17 protein-coding genes are annotated in these 15373 nt (G+C 64.2%); 6 read left to right on the top strand and 11 right to left on the bottom strand.

All coding sequences use genetic code 11. The features are described from left to right. Positions 1-149 precede the first annotated feature (149 nt). From ACVWY3_RS14425 to ACVWY3_RS14415, 3 genes are read left to right on the top strand one after another with little or no spacing between them, the layout of a single operon-like run. Entirely contained in the window at positions 150-476 is a 327-nt protein-coding gene (locus tag ACVWY3_RS14425) for a rhodanese-like domain-containing protein (protein ID WP_027571677.1), read from the top strand. 21 nt (positions 477-497) lie between these two features. Further along, the gene (locus ACVWY3_RS14420) at positions 498-1676 is read left to right on the top strand and encodes an aminotransferase (protein WP_456843365.1); all 1179 of its coding nucleotides are present in this window, start codon (positions 498-500) and stop codon (positions 1674-1676) included. A 6-nt stretch (positions 1677-1682) separates the two neighbouring features. Then, entirely contained in the window at positions 1683-2795 is a 1113-nt protein-coding gene (locus tag ACVWY3_RS14415; protein WP_456839041.1) for a polyamine ABC transporter substrate-binding protein, read from the top strand. A gap of 104 nt (positions 2796-2899) precedes the next feature. On the opposite strand, the gene ACVWY3_RS14410 is transcribed toward ACVWY3_RS14415, so the two are convergent. The 6 genes from ACVWY3_RS14410 to ACVWY3_RS14385 form a co-directional block, all read right to left on the bottom strand. After that, the gene (locus tag ACVWY3_RS14410; RefSeq protein WP_456839040.1) at positions 2900-3832 is read right to left on the bottom strand and encodes a lipid A biosynthesis lauroyl acyltransferase; all 933 of its coding nucleotides are present in this window, start codon (positions 3830-3832) and stop codon (positions 2900-2902) included. 8 nt (positions 3833-3840) lie between these two features. Then, entirely contained in the window at positions 3841-5118 is a 1278-nt protein-coding gene (locus ACVWY3_RS14405) for a beta-ketoacyl-ACP synthase (protein WP_456839039.1), read from the bottom strand. Between the two features lie 51 nt (positions 5119-5169). Next, complete coding sequence (locus ACVWY3_RS14400; RefSeq protein ID WP_456839038.1) at positions 5170-6375, bottom strand: beta-ketoacyl-ACP synthase; 1206 nt, start codon at positions 6373-6375, stop codon at positions 5170-5172. Further along, positions 6372-6842: a 3-hydroxyacyl-ACP dehydratase FabZ family protein gene (locus tag ACVWY3_RS14395; protein ID WP_200468413.1), complete on the bottom strand. Its 471-nt coding sequence runs from the start codon at positions 6840-6842 to the stop codon at positions 6372-6374. The genes ACVWY3_RS14400 and ACVWY3_RS14395 overlap by 4 nt, the downstream gene beginning before the upstream one ends. A 10-nt stretch (positions 6843-6852) precedes the next feature. Beyond that, entirely contained in the window at positions 6853-7140 is a 288-nt protein-coding gene (locus ACVWY3_RS14390) for an acyl carrier protein (RefSeq protein WP_007592476.1), read from the bottom strand. 224 nt (positions 7141-7364) lie between these two features. After that, complete coding sequence (locus tag ACVWY3_RS14385; protein ID WP_456839037.1) at positions 7365-7706, bottom strand: hypothetical protein; 342 nt, start codon at positions 7704-7706, stop codon at positions 7365-7367. Positions 7707-8014: 308 nt separating this feature from the next. Here ACVWY3_RS14385 and ACVWY3_RS14380 point away from each other — a divergent pair, with 308 nt between their 5' ends. After that, positions 8015-8644 (top strand): ParB-like protein, encoded by a 630-nt coding sequence (locus ACVWY3_RS14380; protein ID WP_456839036.1) that lies wholly within the window; start codon positions 8015-8017, stop codon positions 8642-8644. A 15-nt stretch (positions 8645-8659) separates the two neighbouring features. On the opposite strand, the gene ACVWY3_RS14375 is transcribed toward ACVWY3_RS14380, so the two are convergent. Continuing rightward, positions 8660-8815: a hypothetical protein gene (locus tag ACVWY3_RS14375; RefSeq protein WP_456839035.1), complete on the bottom strand. Its 156-nt coding sequence runs from the start codon at positions 8813-8815 to the stop codon at positions 8660-8662. A 275-nt stretch (positions 8816-9090) separates the two neighbouring features. Here ACVWY3_RS14375 and ACVWY3_RS14370 point away from each other — a divergent pair, with 275 nt between their 5' ends. Both ACVWY3_RS14370 and ACVWY3_RS14365 read left to right on the top strand, forming a co-directional pair. Beyond that, positions 9091-9234 carry a hypothetical protein gene (locus tag ACVWY3_RS14370; protein WP_456839034.1) on the top strand — a complete coding sequence of 48 codons (144 nt, stop codon included), beginning with the start codon at positions 9091-9093 and terminating at the stop codon, positions 9232-9234. Between the two features lie 163 nt (positions 9235-9397). After that, complete coding sequence (locus ACVWY3_RS14365; protein ID WP_456839033.1) at positions 9398-9565, top strand: hypothetical protein; 168 nt, start codon at positions 9398-9400, stop codon at positions 9563-9565. Positions 9566-9644: 79 nt separating this feature from the next. Here ACVWY3_RS14365 and ACVWY3_RS14360 read toward each other — a convergent pair whose 3' ends face one another. The 4 genes from ACVWY3_RS14360 to ACVWY3_RS14345 form a co-directional block, all read right to left on the bottom strand. Continuing rightward, entirely contained in the window at positions 9645-11858 is a 2214-nt protein-coding gene (locus tag ACVWY3_RS14360; RefSeq protein WP_456839032.1) for an alkaline phosphatase family protein, read from the bottom strand. Positions 11859-12162: 304 nt separating this feature from the next. After that, positions 12163-12624 (bottom strand): MgtC/SapB family protein, encoded by a 462-nt coding sequence (locus ACVWY3_RS14355; protein WP_456839031.1) that lies wholly within the window; start codon positions 12622-12624, stop codon positions 12163-12165. Positions 12625-12634: 10 nt separating this feature from the next. Next, entirely contained in the window at positions 12635-13216 is a 582-nt protein-coding gene (locus ACVWY3_RS14350; RefSeq protein WP_456839030.1) for a peroxidase-related enzyme, read from the bottom strand. 203 nt (positions 13217-13419) lie between these two features. Then, complete coding sequence (locus tag ACVWY3_RS14345; RefSeq protein ID WP_456839029.1) at positions 13420-15159, bottom strand: ATP-binding protein; 1740 nt, start codon at positions 15157-15159, stop codon at positions 13420-13422. Positions 15160-15373: the final 214 nt, after the last annotated feature.

The raw sequence follows: 15373 nt of genomic DNA, 5'->3' as shown, positions 1-15373 counted from the left end.
CAAAGCCGCACTTCAAGTCGCTGCGATTTAGCCTTAACTTGCGCAAGGCAGCTCAAGCCTTTGTAGCGCTTGATTTTCGTCTTCCGAGAGGCGAGGTTGCCGCGCGCCGGGATCGCCCCGGCAAGGACCCCGCGACGTTGGAGGATGATGTGGCAAATCAAGTACAGGACCTGACCCCTGACGAGGTCTCCAAGGGTGTCGCGGAAGGCCGCTATCTCCTCGTCGACGTGCGCGAGCCGAACGAGGTGCAGGCCGAGGCCTATCCCTACGGCGTCGTCGTGCCGCTCTCGACCTTCGATCCCAAGGCGATCCCCGATCCGCAAGGCAAAGAGGTCGTGTTCGCCTGCCGCTCGGGCAAGCGTTCGGTCACGGCCTCGCTGGCGGCGCAGGCGGCGGGCCTGCCTTACGACAAACATCTGGCCGGCGGCATGCTCGGTTGGAAGGCGGCGGGGCTTCCCAGCAAGGTCGGTGGCTGATCGGCCCCAATGTCTAGCAAGATGACCAAAAGCTCGTCCCTGAACAAGGTCTTCGCCGACCTTCCCGTCACCATCTTCGAGGCGATGTCGCAGGCCGCGCGCGACAATGCCGCCATCAATCTCGGCCAGGGCTTTCCTGACGATCCCGGCCCCGAGGACATCCGCCGCGCCGCGGCCGAGGCCTCGCTCAACGGCTACAACCAGTATCCGTCGATGATGGGCTTGCCGGAGCTGCGCCAGGCGATCGCGACCCATTACGGCCACTGGCACGGCCTCAAGCTCGACCCGATGAGCGAGGTGATGGTGACTTCCGGCGGCACGGAGGCTTTGACCTCGGCGATCCTCGCGGTGGTCCAGCCCGGCGACGAGGTGGTCTGCTTCCAGCCGGTCTACGATTCCTATTTGCCGATCATCCGCCAGGCCGGCGGCATTCCGCGCCTGGTTCGCCTGGAGCCGCCGCATTGGCGGCTGAATGAGGACATGCTGAAGAGCGTCTTCAATTCAAAGACCAAGGCGGTGCTGTTCAACAATCCCCTGAACCCGTCCGCGGTGGTCTATCCGCGCGAGGACCTCGAGCTGCTCGCGCGCTATTGCCAGAAGTTCGATGTCATCGCGATCTGCGACGAGGTCTGGGAGCACGTCACCTTCGACGAGCACAAGCACATCCCGCTGATCACCATTCCCGGCATGCGCGAGCGCACCATCAAGGTCGGCTCGGCCGGCAAGATCTTCTCGCTGACTGGCTGGAAGATCGGCTTCGTCTGCGCCGCGCCACCGCTCTTGCGCGTCGCCGCCAAGGTGCACCAGTTCCTGACCTTCACCACCGCGCCGAACCTGCAGGCCGCAGTCGCCTACGGCCTCGGCAAGCCCGACGACTACTTCCTGTCGATGCGCAAGGATTTGACGCGGAGCAGGGACCGTCTGACCAAGGGCCTCGAGAGTCTTGGCTTCCCCGTGCTGAAGTCGCAAGGCACCTACTTCCTCACGGTCGACCTGTCGCCGCTCGGGCTCAACGAGAGCGACACCGAGTTCTGCTGGCGGATCGTGAAGGACTACAAGGTCGCGGCGATCCCGGTCTCGGCGTTCTACGAGCAGGACCCGGTGACTTCGGTGGTGCGCTTCTGCTTTGCCAAGAAGGACCAGACGCTCGATACCGCGCTGGAACGGTTGTCGGACGCGGTGCGTGGACGCAAGAGGTAAACAGAGATGACGAATGTCGGCCGCTCGCGCTTTGGCCTGGGTCTTGCGATCGCCGCGGCGCTGACGTTGCTCTGCGCCGCCGCCGGGGCCGACGAGCGGGTCGTCAACTTCTACAACTGGTCCAACTACATGGCGCCGGATGTTTTGGAGGCCTTCACCAAGGAGACCGGCATCAAGGTGGTCTACGACACCTTCGACGCCAACGAGACGCTGGAGACGCGCCTGATGGCCGGCAAGTCCGGCTATGACGTCGTGGTGCCCACGGCCTATTTCCTGCAGCGCCAGATCAAGGCCAACATCTTTCAGAAGCTCGACAAGGCGAAGCTGCCGAACCTGTCCAACGCCTGGCCCGTGGTGACGCAGCGCCTCGCCACTTACGACCCCGGCAACCTCTATGCCGCGAATTACATGTGGGGCACGACGGGCATCGGCTACAACGTCGCCAAGGTGAAGCAGATCCTCGGACCCGACGCGAAGGTCGACAGCTGGGACATCGTCTTCAAGCCGGAGAACCTCGCCAAGTTCAAGGACTGCGGCGTGCACATGCTCGACTCCGCCGACGACATCTTTCCGGCGGCGCTGAACTATCTCGGGCTCGATCCGAACTCCACCAAGCAGGCGGACCTCGAGAAGGCCGCCGACGCCGTCGCCAAGGTTCGCCCGTCGGTACGAAAATTCCACTCGTCCGAATATCTGAGCGCGCTCGCGACCGGCGAGATCTGCTTCGTGGTCGGCTGGTCCGGCGACATCATGCAGGCCCGCGCCCGCGCCACTGAGGCCAAGAGCGGCGTCGAGATCGGCTACACCATTCCGAAGGAGGGCGCGCAGATGTTCTTCGACAATCTCGCGATCCCCGCCGACGCCAAGAACGTCAACGAAGCCTACGAGCTGATCAACTATCTCTACCGCCCGGACGTGGCCGCCAAGAACTCGGACTTCCTGTCCTACGCCAACGGCAACCTCGCCAGCCAGAAGCTGATCGATCCGAAGATCCTCAACGACAAGAACATCTATCCTGACGAGGCGACGCTCTCAAAACTGTTCGTCATCACGGCGCGCGAGCCGGCGACCCAGCGCATCATCAACCGGCTCTGGACCAAGGTGAAGACGGGACGGTAGAGGGGCCGTACCTGTCATTGCGAGCCAAGCGAAGCAATTCAGAACCTCTCGGCGGAGACGCTCTGGATTGCTTGATCGCTTCGCTCCTCGCAATGACGCCGCATCTACCGCCACCTTCGATGCAGCCACAGCCACTGCTCGGGATGCTCGCGCACCCAGCTCTCCACCACGCTGGTGACTGCCTGCATCGTGCCCTGGATGTCGATTTTGCCGTCGGCATCGCGCACCGGCTGGACTTCTTCCGTCAGCTCGCCGCGAAAACGGCCTCCGGGCAGGCGGATGATGCGGACGCCGTGGATGGGGCATTCGACCTGGCGGAGCAGGCGGGCCAGCGTCGGGTTGGCGCGGGTCTTGCGGCCGAAGAAGGTGACCTCGACGCCGCCGGTCAGATACTGGTCGATCAGCATCGCGACGTGCTTGCCCTCTTTCAGCGCCTGACCCAGCCGCAAAGGGGCGTCGCGGCCCGCCGGGATCAGCGTGCCCATGTTGACCTGGCGCATCTCCTGGATGATGCGATCGGCAGAGGCGATGTTCGGGCGGCGGTAGAGGATCGCAGCGTCAAGGCCGTGCGCGACCGCGGCGAGCGCCGGCAATTCCCAATTGGCCAGATGCGCGGCGAAGATCAGCGCGGGCTTGCCGTCGTCACGGATCTGGTCGAACAGCTCGATGCTGCGTTGGGGAATCTCGATCCGGCTCTTTTCCGGATGCGCGCGGTCGTAGTCCCAGACGTGGTCCATATGGGCGAATTCGGCGCCGACGCGGCCGAGATTGTCCCAGACCCCCATCAGGATCCGTTCGATCTCCTCCGGCGATTTCTCGGGAAACGCCGCGGTGAGGTTGGCGCGGCCGATGCGATGCTCGCGCAGGCGCGGCCCGATCAGCTTGGTCACGCGCGCGAAGACGTCCGAGGTCTTGACCGGATCGAAATAGCGCGTGGTGCGCAGCATGCCGACGGTGGCAGCCCCGATCAGGCTGCCGCTGACCGATTTGGCAGCCTCCCGCGCGCGGGCCCTCGTGCTCGCAGGAAGTAGCGCCATGCGTCCGGTCAGGCCGGTTCGCGCGTCAGGATCAGCGAGGCGTTCTGGCCACCGAAGCCGAACGAATTCGACATCACCGCGGTGACGCGGGCATCGCGCGCCTTGTTGCCGACGACGTCGAACAGGATCGTGGGATCGGGCGTCTCATAGTTGATCGTCGGCGGGATGCGCTGATGCTCAAGCGTGAGCAGCGAGAAGATCGCTTCGACCGCGCCCGCGGCCGAGATGGTGTGGCCGACCATCGACTTGTTGGAGGTGACCGGGATCTTCTGCGCGAGATCGCCGAATACGGCCGATGTCGTGTTGAACTCCATCTTGTCGTTCTCGGGCGTCGCGGTACCGTGCGCGTTGATGTGGTCGATCTGGTCCGGCGTCATGCCGGCATCGGCCAGGGTCTTGTTCATGCAGCCGATGATCGGCTTGCCGTCGGGCGAGGAGCGGGTCCGATGGAACGAGTCGGTGAGCTCGCCGCAGCCGGCGATCACGCCGAGGATCTTTGCGCCGCGCGCAGTTGCCGCTTCATAGCTTTCCAACACGAGCGCCCCGGCGCCTTCGGCCATGACGAAGCCGTCGCGGTTCTTGGAGAAGGGGCGGGAGGCCGCCTGCGGCGGATCGTTCTGGGTCGACAGCGCCGAGAGCAGCGAGAAGCGCACCAGCGCTTCCGGATTTACGGTGCCGTCGGTCGCGACGCACAGCGCAGCGTCGGTCTCGCCGCGGCGGATCGCCTCGACGCCGAGCTGGATCGAGGTGGCGCCGGATGCGCACGCCGTCGACAGCGAGATCGGCGAGCCCTTGGTGCCGAAGGTCTCGGCGAGGTGGGCTGCGACCGAGCCGAACATGAAGCGGTGGTGATAGGCGCTGTACTTGCCGCCGCCGGAGATGCGCAGCAAATCGTCATAGGTTAAGTCCAGCGCGCCGACGGCGCGGCCGAGCTCGCGGCGCTGAGGCCATTCGACCTCGACCGGCGCAACGGCGAGGAAGAGTGGACCCGGAAAATCAGCCTTGGCGCCGATGCCGGCCTGCTCGAGCGCTTCCTCCGTCACGATCTCGGCCATCCGCTCGGACAGGGCGGTGGAGGAGAACGGATCGACGCTGACGAAATCGACGGTGCCGGCCATCGTGGTCTTCAGGCCCTCGATCGGAAAGCGCGTGATGGTGCGGATGCCGGATTGACCGGCGACGAGCTTGGCCCAATTGTCGGCCTTGCCGGCGCCGAGCGAGGTCATGATGCCCATGCCGGTGACGACGACGACGGGACGCCCGAGTTTGTCGCGTGGTGCAGTCATGTCGATCCCCCGATCTGCTAGAGCGTGATCCAGCCAAAGCGCGAACGCGCTTCAGCTCACCGCCTCGACCAGCGCCATGCCTTCGCCGCGCCAATGTCCGGCTCCCACCACCACAATCTGGGTGGGCGCCCCCTGCATTTCAATCTCGGTCCCCGTCGAATCGTTCGGCGGGAACAGCGCGCCGCGCGAGATCGACAGCGCGGCGAGCGCGATGCCGAGCGGGAATTGCGTTTCCATGGTGTGGCCGAACATCGTGCCGGTCGAGCGCACCGGGAAGTCGGCGTGGTTCTTCAGGAAGCCGCGCTCCTCGCTGGTGGCGGGCTCGGCGCCGGTCGCGCCCGAGATGATCGCGCCCTTGCCCTCGCGCTTCGGCAGCTTTTGCCAAAGCTTCTCCAAGGTTGCGGCTATGTCGCCGGGTTGCTTGCGCCGGGCGAGGTCGGCAACGACGCTCGACAATTTTGCGAAAGGCTTTGCGCCGCGCGCTTCCGCATGCGCCTTCGATTCCAGCACCAGAAAGGCACCGGCCGAGCCGAGCGCGAAGCCGGCGCGGTCCTTGCGCGCCCACACGGGGGCGAACTTGTCCTTCAGATTGAAGTCGCCGAATTCGTAGAGGACCAGCAGGTCCTTGCGCTCGCCATTGTGCGAGCCGCCGACCAGCGCAATGTCGCTCTCGCCCGAGGCGATGCGCGCAAGCGCAATGCGGGCCGCATCTGCGCCCGCGACCTCTTCGCCCATAAAAGTGCGCGAGGTGCCGCCCAAGCCGTGCACGATGGCGATGTTGCCGGCGAGCAGGTTCGAGAGCTGCGCGAGGAACAGCGTCGGGCGCAAATCGCTCATCAGGCGTTCGTTGAGGAAGCCAGGCGCGTTCGCCCCCTTGGCCTCCGCCGAGAGCACGCCGGTGTCGACGTTGAGATCGCGCTCGCCGCCGCCGGCTGCCACCACCATGTCGATCTTGGCCACGATGTCCTTGTTGCCCTTGATGCCCGCGGAGTCGAGCGCAAGGCCGGCAGCGTAGGTGCCGATTCGCTGCCAGGCTTCCATCTGGCGTTGGTCGCCCTTCTTCGGGATCTGGCTGTCGAAGCTAACCGGCATCAGGGGATGCACGATGTAGGGCGCAAAGCCCTTCTCGTCGACATTGATGCGCCGCTCCTGAAGCGCGGCCCAGTTGGCGTCCAAGCCCTCGCCGAGCGAGGTGGCAAGCCCAATGCCGGTGATCCAGACTTCCGTCTGGCCGGGCTTCGAAGCAGTCTCAGTCATGGCGATACGGCCTGTTGCGGAAAGCCGATGCGCTTGGCGAACGAATCCATGTAGCCGCGCATATCCGCGTTGGGGAAGGGAATCTGCGTGAAAGTGAGCGTCGAGTTCGCGCGCAGCTTGCCGCCGACCCTGATCTTGGCTTCGGTCATGGCGTAGCCCGACCCCTCATGGGCCAGCGTCGCCTCGATGCTCATGAGGTCGCCGGGGAACACCGAGCCGCGGACCTTGGCCTCCTTGACGGCGGCCAGGATCGGCATGCGCTCGAACTTGAGCACGCCGAGCTGAAGCCAGCCCGAGGCCTGCGCCATCGATTCGATCAGCAGCACGCCGGGCATCAGCGGATAGCCCGGGAAATGCCCCTCGAAGATGGTGCTTTCCTTGGGGACCTGAGCCTCGACGACGATCTTCTTCTCGTCGACATTGAGGTCGACGATCCGATCGATCATGTGGAAGTATTCGAGTTGCATGACCGCGCGCTTAGGCGCTCGCGCCCTTGGCCGCAACCAGTTCGTCGATGCGGGCGCACAGATTCTTCAGCACGAAATACTGTTCGGTGGTCGCCTTGCCGTCGTTGACCTCCTGGGTCCACTTTTCCAGAGGCAACTTGATGCCGAACTGCTTGTCGATCGCAAACGCGATGTCCAGGAAATCGAGGCTGTCGATGCCGAGATCGTCGATGGCATGGCTATCCGGCGTGATCGTGTCGCGCGGGATGTCGCAGGTTTCAGCGATGATCGTGGCGACCTGATCGAATGTGGAAGACATCACTAAGCCTTTGATATATTGCTGATATTTGTCAGATTTCCAGAGTGGCGCGGTGGGCGGGCATCGCGCCCCAGATGACGCCCTCAAACCCCCCTCTGGCCGGGTCGAAAGCCCGTATATCGGAGCGCCGCCCTGAGTTCAATGGAGCCGGACAGGCCTCTCCGACAGGATTGGGGATGCTTCCCGAAGCGGTTTCGGCCGGGGGACCGGCAGCGGGATGGGCCCTAGATGTGCGGCGTCGTGATCTTGACGCAGTCGCGGCGGCCCATGAGCACGCAATCCTGGGTCCGCCTGATGTCGGCGATGCTTACGGCAAGCCAGATCCCGATCGCGGTCAGCGCGACCGTGAAGGCGAGGGCCGCGATGTTAGCGAGCATGCGGTGGCGGAAATCGTCCGGCTCGGTTCGGGGCTGCTCATAGCGGGACAGGTCGAGCCGCTCGGGCGGAACGCGGAGCGGCTGCACGGTACCGCTGCCCCGGTGGACCGTCGGGGAGGGCGAATTGCGCGGCCTGAACTGGAGCACCCGGTGCTCGCCATCAGAGCTTATGGGCCGCTGGGTCTTCATGTGTGAGGATCAACTCCGAAGCAGCGATTTTTAGATAGCATACGTGGTGAAGACGTTGCAGAAAATCTTCTCAACGCGCACGTGCATTGTGTGTTCGCACTATTCCCGCGCGACGCTGTCGCCGAGCGCTGTCATGCCTGAGTCAGGAAGGTGCGGGTTGCGCTGCAGCAATGGCCACGGCGTTATTGCCGTATACGTCGGCTTGTGATCCCGCTGGCGGAACCGAATGCATTTTGCCGCTGTCGGGCCCGTGTCATAATCCGGGAACCGGGACCACCGGTTACGAACAATGCGAGGGATCTTCGACCATGACCACCACCAACGCGCGCGAGCCGAGAGTTCATCCGGTGCCGATCCTGTCGCTGCGGCCGACCCAGATGACGGTCGGCATGCGCGAGGTCAAGGAGAAGCGCAAGCGCTGGCGCGAGCATGGCAAGAAGAAGCAGTCCGATCTGCTCGGCACGCACATGATCCCGGTCGTCTACGGGCCGGACCTGCGCTACTACGTGATCGATCATCATCATCTCGGCCGCGCGCTGCATGACGAGGGCATCAAGGAGGTGCTGGTGACTGTCGTCGGCGACCTTCGGATGGTCGAGCGCGAGGCGTTCTGGGGCGTGATGGACAACAAGCGCTGGGTCTATCCCTACGACGCCAAGGGCGAGCGGCGTCCGTTCCGCGATTTGCCGAAATCGGTCGCCGATCTCAAGGACGACCCGTTCCGCAGCCTTGCCGGCGAGCTCCGCCGCATGGGCGGCTTCGCCAAGGACACCACGCCGTTCTCGGAATTCCTGTGGGCCGACTTTCTGCGCCGGAAGCTGTCGCGCAAGGCGGTGGACGCCAATTTCGACAAGGCGCTCGAGAAGGCGATGTCATCCGCCAAGAGCAAGGACGCGATCTATCTGCCCGGCTGGTGCGGACCGGCGGAGGATGATTAGGCGCGCTCTCCCGCATCAATCGCGCTGGAAAATCTTAGCGCCGGGATAGGCGCGTCGGGCGTAAGTGACGACCAGCGCGCGCTCCTGGGTGTCCAGGAAGGGCGTTCGGATCTGGCTCGATTCGACGACGAGGTGCCACAGGCCATTGAGCTTTCGGACGACGATTTTCATCTGCGCAAGTCCTCGATAACCCCGCATCCAGCAAAAGGTGGCTGTCGCGGTCGCCCTGTCTTTCGCGATCGCGACCGCGGGTGCAAAATTCCCGGCACGGTCGGCGCTCGCCGCACGACAGCAGCAACACTTGCTAGTTGGTTACCGCACGCGGCCCGATAAGACGGGTCCGATCACAGCCGCTTGAGCGAAATCATTTTCCGCGACCATGAAACAGTCCTGAAACAGAGCGGTCTCATCTCTGTGGGCTAGTCGAGCTCACACAGGAGGCGAACATGCGCCGTCTGGTTCTAGTAGTTGCCTTGCTCGCGGTTGCTTCAGCGGGAATCTCGGCGTCGTTCGCTGCGGTCCACCACGCCAAGTCGTTAACGTTTGCCGAGCGCTTTGCGCCCGCGCTCGAGCTGATGGCGAAGCAGTAGCGGCATACGCTTCGGGGCAGGCTTGATCTGCCGCAAATCCGCGTCGTGGCGGCCAGCTAGAGTCCGCCTTGCATGATCGCCTATGGCGTGCTGTGCCCCGATGTCGAGGGCCCGGGCTCCAGGTCGTGCTGACCTCAGGTCGTGCTGACCTGGAGACGTGGCCATGAGCTTGATCTTTCGTATCCTCTTTGTCGCGGCCGGCGCTATCACCGCGCTGTTCGTCACGCGCGATGCGCTCAACTTCACCATCATCCAGACGTTCGTCGCCATTCTGCTCGTGACCGCCGTCGTGGGCGCCGGAACGCTCTGGAGCCTGCGGCGGAAGACGTAAGCGGCACGGCGCCAAGAAGGATGCCGATGAGCGCCGGGTCGGCGCCCATCTGCTGAGCTCGAAGGTGATGCGGCCTGCTTCAGCGCAGGATCTCGCGCAGCACCTCGCCGTCGACCTGGTGCGGCCGGACGCCGAGGATCTGCATGATGGTCGGCGCCACGTCGAGATTGCGCATGCGCCGCATCGTCGTCTTGCGGATGTCCGGACCTGCGGCGATCAAGGTCGCGCTCATCACCGGCAGCTCGGGATCATGGCCGTGCGCGCCGTAGAAATTCGGCATCGACAGCGTGGTCGTTGCCGCGTTGAACGCCGCGTCGCCGAGGCGCGCGACGCCGGGGCTCTGGATGCCGTCGAAATTGTAGCCCGGCGCCATCAGCGCGAACACATCGCCGAAATCCTGGCCGATGGTCTTGCTGGTGCACAGCCCGGTTCCGGCGTTGCATTGCAGCGGGCGCGTCTCGACCACGTTGAAGATGCGTCCGCTGTCGAGCGAATAGTTGAACTTCGGATTGGGATCGACCGCGTTCTTCACTGCGTCCGCGATCTGCGCGACCAGCGCCTTGTAGGTCGCGAGATCGACGGTGCCGCCCTGTTCGCGGTTCTGGAGGTTGACGTAGATGTTGACCGCCGGACCCGAGGTCCGGATCGCCAGCTTGGTAGTGTCGATGCCGGCGTTCTTCAGGATGTTGGTCATGCTGACTGATGTGTGGAACGGGGCGAAGCCGTGGTCGGACACCACGATGACGTTGCTGTCGGAGCCCGCCGCATCGGCGATCTTCTTCACCGCCTTGTCGGCGACCTGATAGGCGAAGCGGATGTAGGAGGCGTAGCGCTTGACCTTGTCAGGATCCTGGCCGGCGCCGATCGAGTTCGGGTCCTTCGGGTTGGTGCCCTGGCGCGGATCGGTGAGCAGGAACTGATGCTCCGATCCGTCGGGCTGCTCGATATAGACCATGACGAGATCGGCGTCGGGATGATTCTGGATCGCACGCTCACCGATCTCGGCCTGGTAGCGCACGAAGGTCTTGACCATGTCCTCGAACATCGCCTCGATCTCGACGTCGGGGAAATTGGTGAAGCCGGGGCTCAGCCGCTCCGGAATGCGGAAATCGGCCTGCGGACGCCAGAAGCCGATGTTGTTGTTGATGTCGTCGACATCGGCCAGCACCGGCGTGTTGCGCGGGATGTAGTTGGCGCCATAGCGGGCGAAGCGCACGACGGAGAGATCGGGCGACAGTTGCGAGACGTAATAGGCGGCACCGACCTTGGCGCCGCTGCCCTCGAAGAAGAACGGCGCGTTCTCATCGCCGAACTTGGCATAGGCAGGTCCCGTCGAGGGGGCGTGGAACGGCCCCGCTTTGATGCCCTGCGCGGTGTCGAAGAACACCAGCGTGTCGTAGTTCACCTTGTTGTCGTTGGTGGTGTCGATCGCCGCAACGCGGATCGAATATTTGATGTCGAACGTCGCCGCATTGCTGGAGCAGGTCGAGATCTGCGCCGAGGCGCACGAGAACGACTCGATCGGGTTGGTCGTCACCAGCACCGGACTGAAGGAGAAATGGCCGGCTGCCTGGAGGCCTGCGACGACGCCCGCATCGGCCGCGAAGTCGGATTGGCTCAGCGAGAAGCCCTGGGCGGAGAGACCGCCGAACGCGCCGAACGGCACGGTGTAGTTGGTCACACGCGTCGGCTGCGCCGGTTGCACCACGGTGCCGTTGATGGAGATGGCGGCGCCGTCGCCGCCAGGCCAGGTCGCGGTGGCCACTTTCTTGCCCTGCTGGCGGAGCTGCACCCACAGCGGTTCGGCCGTCGGGTGCGGCGATGGCCCGAGCGGACTCTCCTGATAGCCGCCGATCGGGGCTGCGAAGCCGCTGATGCTCGAGGTGATCGGCGCGACGGCGGCCTGGAACGTGTTCGAGGGGATGTCATTGTGCACCGCGTTCGAGCCGGTGGCGATCTCGATATGCGACACCGCCGTGAGCGACGGCGAGGCCGTCACGTTCTGCAGTGCCACCGCGCCGTGGCGGCTCAGCCGCGCCAGGCCACCGTCACGCGGCAACACGCCTTCCTCGATGAATTGCTGGATGAAATTGGGCTTGGCGCCGTCGAGCGAGATCAGCACGACCTGCTTCGACTTGTGGCCATGATGGCCGCGACCGTGATCGCGATCGCGGAAATTGCCGAAGTCGCGGTCCCGGTCGTCGTCGGCCGCACGCACAGGCGTTGCAACACCGGCCAGCGACGTGGCGAGCGACATCGCCGCAATCATGGAAAGGAGAATCTTCTTGTTCATGTGATCGCCCCAGGCTGGCTGCGCAATCTGCGCGGATGTTGCTTGCAACGGAGAGCGATTATCGAGTGCGGCCGACGACGCGCATGTGACACGTGTACGTCGAAGCGATTACGCCAACGGGATGTCGGTGCATGATGCGGAAGGTGAGACAATCGCTTGTCGAAAAGGCCACGCTCGAACAACGGTCTAAAGCGCCATGATAGCGATTTCGAACACAAGCGTGCTTGGACGTGAACGACGGAAGGAACCCGGCGATCTCGAGCAGCATCTGCACGTGCATCAGATTTATGGCGTCGCTTCCGTCCTACGTGTGACTGTCATTGCCACCAAGCAAGCGGTGCAGCCAGCGCTCGACGGGGCGGCCGACCGTGAGCAGCACGATCGCGATCACCAGCGCGACCAGGACGATCTTCCATTCGCCGGCGCCGCAGGCGATGCCGAGGCAGGCGGCTAGGAAGGCGCAGGCCGCACTGGTCAAACCATGGACGCGGAACCGGTGGCCCTCGCGCACGATGACGCCGGCGCCGAGAAAGCCGATGCCGGTGAGGATGCCCTGGATCACGCGGCTCGCCGCATCACTGATCTTGCCGGGCTCGGCGAACTGTACCGTGAGCAGCACGACGGTCGCCGTGGAAAGCCCGACGATGCCGAGCGTTTTCAGCCCGATCGGCTTGCCGTGCAGGTCCCGGTCCAGCCCGATTGCGGCGCCGGCGAGCGTCGCAACGCCAAGGCGCAGCAGAATCTCGGGCCAGTCCAGCTCGGTCATGTCTTGTCGGTCACGTCTTCGGCAACCGTCCCATCAGGTAGAACTCCTCGTTCGGGCGCATGCCGGTGAAGTTGGCAAGGCGGTTCGAGAGCGCGAAGAAGGCGGAGATGGCGGCGATGTCCCAAATGTCGTCGTCACTGAAGCCGTGGGGCGCGAGGACGGCAAAATCCTCCTCCGAGACGCGCTGTGCGTCGGCGGACACCTTCATCGCGAAATCGAGCATCGCCTTCTGTCGCGGCGTGATGTCGGCCTTGCGGTAGTTCACGGCGATCTGGTCGGCAATCAAAGGATTCTTGGCGCGGATGCGCAGGATGGCGCCATGCGCGATCACGCAATACTGACACTCGTTGGCGGCCGAGGTCGCGACCACGATCATCTCGCGCTCGGCCTTGGTGAGCCCGCTGTCCTTCTCCATCAGCGCGTCATGATAAGCGAAGAAGGCGCGGAACTCGTCGGGACGGTAGGCCAGCGTCAGGAACACATTCGGCACGAAGCCGCTCTTCTCCTGCACGGCGAGGAGCCGCGTGCGGATGTCCTCGGGCAGCATGTCGAGGGCGGGTGCGGGGAAGCGTTGTGCTGCGGTCTTTGTCATTGGCGTGGATTCCGGCTTGGGGCGGGAAACATAGTCGATGCGGGCGGCCGCCTCAACGTGCTCAGTGCGCGCCACGCACGTCATCGCCCGCGCAGCGGGGCATCCAGTACTTCGTGACGGGAGCGGTTTTACCGATAGGCTGCAGCGTACTGGATGACCCGCCTCGCGGGGCATGACAATTTACCTGGAGATCGAGTGAGGCCTTACCGCAACGGCTTCTTCAGCAGCGAGAAGCGGTCGGGGTCGAGGCCCATCGACGGTTGCAGCATCGGGGCTTCGAGGCTGGACATCATCTTGGCGGGCGGGGCCGAGAACACCGGATCGTTCGGCACGTCGCGCTGCGAGGTGGCGCCGCGCCAGCGCTCGAGCACGGCGCTGACGAAATGCATGTCGTGACCGGAGGTCATGGAGGGCACGCTCGAGATGGTGGCTTCGCCGCGCGGCAATTGGTGCGGCGGCACCTCCTTGAAACGCAGGCGCGTCGGCAGCGCGACACCTTCGCCGAACGCCAGCACCTCGCGGGTGCCGAGCGAGGGTACGAAGGACAGCAAGTTCGCGGCCGCATCCGACACAGCAGCGCGCAGCAGCGCCTGGTCGCGGTCGTTCGCAAGACGCATCGTGAACAGCGTGTTGCACTGGGAGATGATGGTGGCGTCGAGCTCGGCCGGGCGCTGGGTGATGAGGCCGAGATAGACGCCGTATTTGCGGCCCTCCTTGGCGATGCGCGACACCGCCTTGCGGGTCGGGCCGAAGCCGATGTTGCGGTCGGCGGAGGCGTAGCGGTGCGCCTCTTCGCAGACGAACAGCAGCGGCGAAACGCCGTCGCTCCACAGGCCGAAGTCGAAGGCCATGCGGCAGAGCACAGACACGACGGAATCGATGACCTCGGCCGGGAAGCCGGCGAGCTGCATCACCGTCATCGGCTTGCCGTTGGCCGGCAGGCGGAACAGATGGCTGATCACCTCGGCCATGGTGTCACCGCCGACATTGGCGTTGTCGAACATGAAGGCGTAGCGCGGATCGTTGCGGACGGCCTCGATGCGCGAGATCAGCTTGTGATAGATGATGCGCGAGGAGCGGTTCTCGAGCTTGCCCATGCGCTCGTCGATCAGCGACAGCAGGTCGACGAGGCGATACGGCACCGGCGTGTCGACGGTGTAGCCGATCTGCTTGGGATCGATGCGCTTGAGGCCGATGCGATCGGCGTTCTGGTATTGGGTGTAGACGCCTTTGGCGAGTGGGATCACCTCGGCGAGGATGTCGAGCTCTTCGGGCACGCCGGCGCGGCCGCCGAACAGCACGTCGACGATCTCCTCGAAATTGAACAGCCAGAACGGCAGCTTCAGGTTCCGCGGATTCAGCACCAGCGCACGATCGCCGAAGCAGCGGCCATATTCGTTGTGAACGTCGAGCAGGAAGATGCGCAGGTTCGGCCGCGCCTTCAGGATCTCGTTGAGCAGCAGCGATACGCCCGTGGACTTGCCGACGCCGGTCGAACCCAGCACCGCAAAATGCTTGGAGAGCATTTCCTCGACATCGACATAGGCGACGACGGAACGGTCCTGCTGGAGGAAGCCGACATTGATCTGGTCCGAGCCGGTCGGCGCGTAGATCGTGCGCAGCTCCTGGCTGGTGATCAGGTCGACCGCGTCGCCGATGGTCGGATAATTGGTGACGCCGCGCTGGAATTTGGCCTTGTCGGCGGCATTGAGGATCTCGCCGAGCAGATCGACCGACGCGATGGCGATGTAATTGTCCGCGCCCGACAGATTCTCGCAGGAGACCTCGGTGATCATGGCGACGATGACCGAGCCGGCGCAACGAATGCTGACGAAGCGGCCGACGGTCGCCCGAACTTCCGAGATGGGCATGCGGCTTTCCGCCAAAAGCCCGACCCGGGCGAGCGATCCGCGAACCGAAATCACGCGTCCAAAGGATGTCACGATGAATGAACCTGGCAAGAGCAAGGGATTTGCTCCGGACTATGCTGGGCCGTCGCTGGACAAACGGTTAAATGGCAGGTGCGCCCGCTTCGTTAAATCCGCGACAATTCGGCTCCTCGCTTTGTTCCCAACGCATATTTGCGGACGGAATCGGCTGAAAAAATGCTGGTTTTGAGCGCCAGCGCGGCTGAAAGGCGCTTAAGGAAGATTTTAC

The organism is Bradyrhizobium sp. USDA 4486, from assembly GCF_054057995.1.
Note: the sequence above shows the minus strand (reverse complement) of the source record. Positions and strands in the feature narration are given on the sequence as shown.